Here is a 2,930-nt window from a genome sequence, read left to right as displayed (position 1 = left end):
TCTTCGAAATAAGTTTAGAAGGTATTTTTATTTTTTGTCCTGCCTTTAAACCCGTTTCTACTAATTCTGGATTGGCAGTATTAAGATCTTCTAAAGAAACCTCATACTGTTTTGCAATACCAAATAATGTCTCTTTTGGCTGAACTTCGTGTGTGTTTTCAACAATTACAGTTTTTGATTCTGTTTTTGATTTAATACCCTTAGATGTCGCACGCGGAATTAAAATAATGGATTCTACTTTTAATGTACGACTGCAATCTGGGTTAAGTTCATAAATAGCACTAGGTTCTATTTTATATTTCTGAGCAATGGCAGTGATTGTTTCTCCTTTTTTTACAGTATGTTTTATCAACTTTTCTTGAGAAAAAACCAACGAAGAATTAACAAGTGTAAAAATAAATAATAATAGGTAGTATTTCATTTGTTCATTAATTTTCATCTCAATTCAAATTCTAAAATTTAAATAGCTACGCATTGAAAAAAACGTTAGTGAGATTAATTTAAGGATTACAAAGGTAGGCCTTTTTACTAACTTAATAAGTTAATGCAATTATAAAATTGTTTAACACTAAATACAAAAGCCATTTATGATTAATCAGTTCTCTATAAATAAAAGATTGCTTATAAAAAAAGCCTAAGATACACTTAGGCTTTTTATTAGTTATAACATCATTAAATGTTATCCAACAAGTAATTTATGAGAAGGTGCAAACTTAGTTAAGTTAATTCCTTCCACTGCTTTTTTGTACTCTTCTATAGAAGGCGTTCTTCCTAAAACTGTTGATAAAACTACAACAGGAGTCGAAGATAATAAAGACTCTCCTTTTTTCTCAGCAGAATCTTCAACTACCCTTCCTTGGAACAAACGAGTAGAAGTTGCCATAACGGTATCTCCTTTGGAAGCTTTCTCTTGGTTACCCATACAAAGGTTACAACCTGGACGCTCTAAATACAACATATTTTCATACTCTGTACGTGCAGCTCCTTTAGGGGCATTATCATCAAATTCAAATCCTGAATATTTTTGCAATACTTCCCAATCGCCTTCCGCTTTTAATTCGTCAACAATATTGTAAGTTGGAGGCGCAACCACTAAAGGTGCTTTAAATTCCACTTTACCTTCTTGTTTTTCAATATTTTTAAGCATTTGAGCTAATATTTTCATATCGCCTTTATGCACCATACAAGATCCGATAAATCCTAAATCTACTTTTTTAGTTCCTCCATAAAAAGAAAGAGGTCTAATGGTATCGTGCGTGTATCGTTTAGAAACATCTTTATTATTTACATCTGGATCAGCAATCATAGGCTCATTGATAATATCTAAGTCTATTTCTACCTCAGCATAATATTTTGCATTAGCATCAGGACGTAAAGCAGGTTTGTCACCCGTTTTAATTTCCTCAATTCTTTTATTTGCTTTATTAATTAAACCTTGAAGCACTTTAGAAGCATTATCCATTCCTTTATCAATCATGATTTGGATTCTACCTTTGGCGATTTCTAATGATTCAATCAAGGTATCATCTTCAGAAATACAAATAGAGGCTTTAGCTTTCATTTCTGCAGACCAATCTGTAAATGTGAAGGCTTGATCAGCTGTAAGTGTTCCAATATGCACTTCGATAATTCGACCTTGGAACACATTTTCACCACCAAATTTATGTAACATTTGCGCTTGAGTTGCATGAACTACATCACGGAAATCCATATATGATTTCATAGTTCCTTTGAAGGTAACCTTAACCGATTCTGGAATTGGCATTGATGCTTCACCCGTAGCTAAAGCCAATGCAACGGTACCAGAGTCAGCTCCAAAAGCCACCCCTTTTGACATTCTTGTATGTGAATCACCACCAATAATGATCGCCCAATCGTCTATAGTTATATCGTTCAGTACTTTATGAATAACATCTGTCATTGCGTGATAAACACCTTTTGGGTCACGAGCTGTAATCAATCCGAAATCATTCATGAATTGCATCAATTTCGGAATATTAGCTTGTGCTTTTTTATCCCAAACTGAAGCAGTATGACATCCTGATTGGTAAGCTCCATCAACAATTGGCGAAATCACTTTGGCTGCCATTGATTCTAATTCTTGAGCCGTCATCAATCCTGTTGTATCTTGCGAACCAACAATATTTACTTCTACACGAACATCTGAACCTGCATGTAAAACTTTACCTGGAGTATTTCCAACTGCATTTTTATTGAATATTTTTTCAACAGCTGTAAGTCCTTGACCTGGATTTGAAACCTCTTTTGAAGGCGCAAAAACAGTAGGGATATCAATTCCTAAAACTTTACAAGCAAAGGTTTGAATTTTTTTACCAAAAACAATAGCATAAGATCCACCAGCTTTGATAAACTCTATTTTTTGTGGTGTAAATGATCTTGAAATGTCAATCAATTCTTGATCGCCATTGTATAATTTTTTAGTTTTTGTATTAATCGTTAAAACTGTACCTGTAGCAACAGAATATACTTGCTCTAATACGGTTTCTCCATTTTCATCGCGAACTAATTCACCATTGGCATCTGTTTTCTTAACCCAATTTTTAAGATCAATTCCAATACCTCCTGTTACATCAACAGTAGTTAAGAAAATTGGAGAAATACCATTGGTACCACCAACAATTGGTGCAATATTTACAAATGGAATATATGGACTAGCTTGTTTTCCTGTCCAAAGTGCTACGTTGTTTACCCCAGACATTCTAGAAGATCCAACACCCATTGTCCCTTTTTCAGCGATTAACATTACACTTTTATCTGGATGTTGCGCTTGAAGAGCTTGAATTTCTTGTTGTGCTTGAGGCGTAATCATACATTTACCGTGCAATTCACGATCTGAACGAGAGTGCGCTTGATTACCTGGTGATAATAAATCCGTTGAAATATCTCCTTCTCCAGCAATAAAAGTAACT

The 2,930-nt window shown here is 34.1% G+C and carries 2 protein-coding genes; both read right to left on the bottom strand.

The genetic code is table 11. The features are described 5' to 3' along the window. Window positions 1–439, bottom strand: a 439-nt coding sequence (locus ACIQ6Z_RS09810; protein WP_396210697.1) for a LysM peptidoglycan-binding domain-containing protein, incomplete at its 3' end; no start/stop codon positions are given. 240 nt (window positions 440–679) lie between these two features. Next, window positions 680–2,930 (bottom strand): bifunctional aconitate hydratase 2/2-methylisocitrate dehydratase (locus ACIQ6Z_RS09805; protein ID WP_396210696.1); only part of this gene is annotated, 2,251 nt, incomplete at its 5' end.

It is taken from the genome of Flavobacterium sp., from assembly GCF_044376915.1.
Taxonomy (GTDB): domain Bacteria; phylum Bacteroidota; class Bacteroidia; order Flavobacteriales; family Flavobacteriaceae; genus Flavobacterium.
Note: the sequence above shows the minus strand (reverse complement) of the source record. Positions and strands in the feature narration are given on the sequence as shown.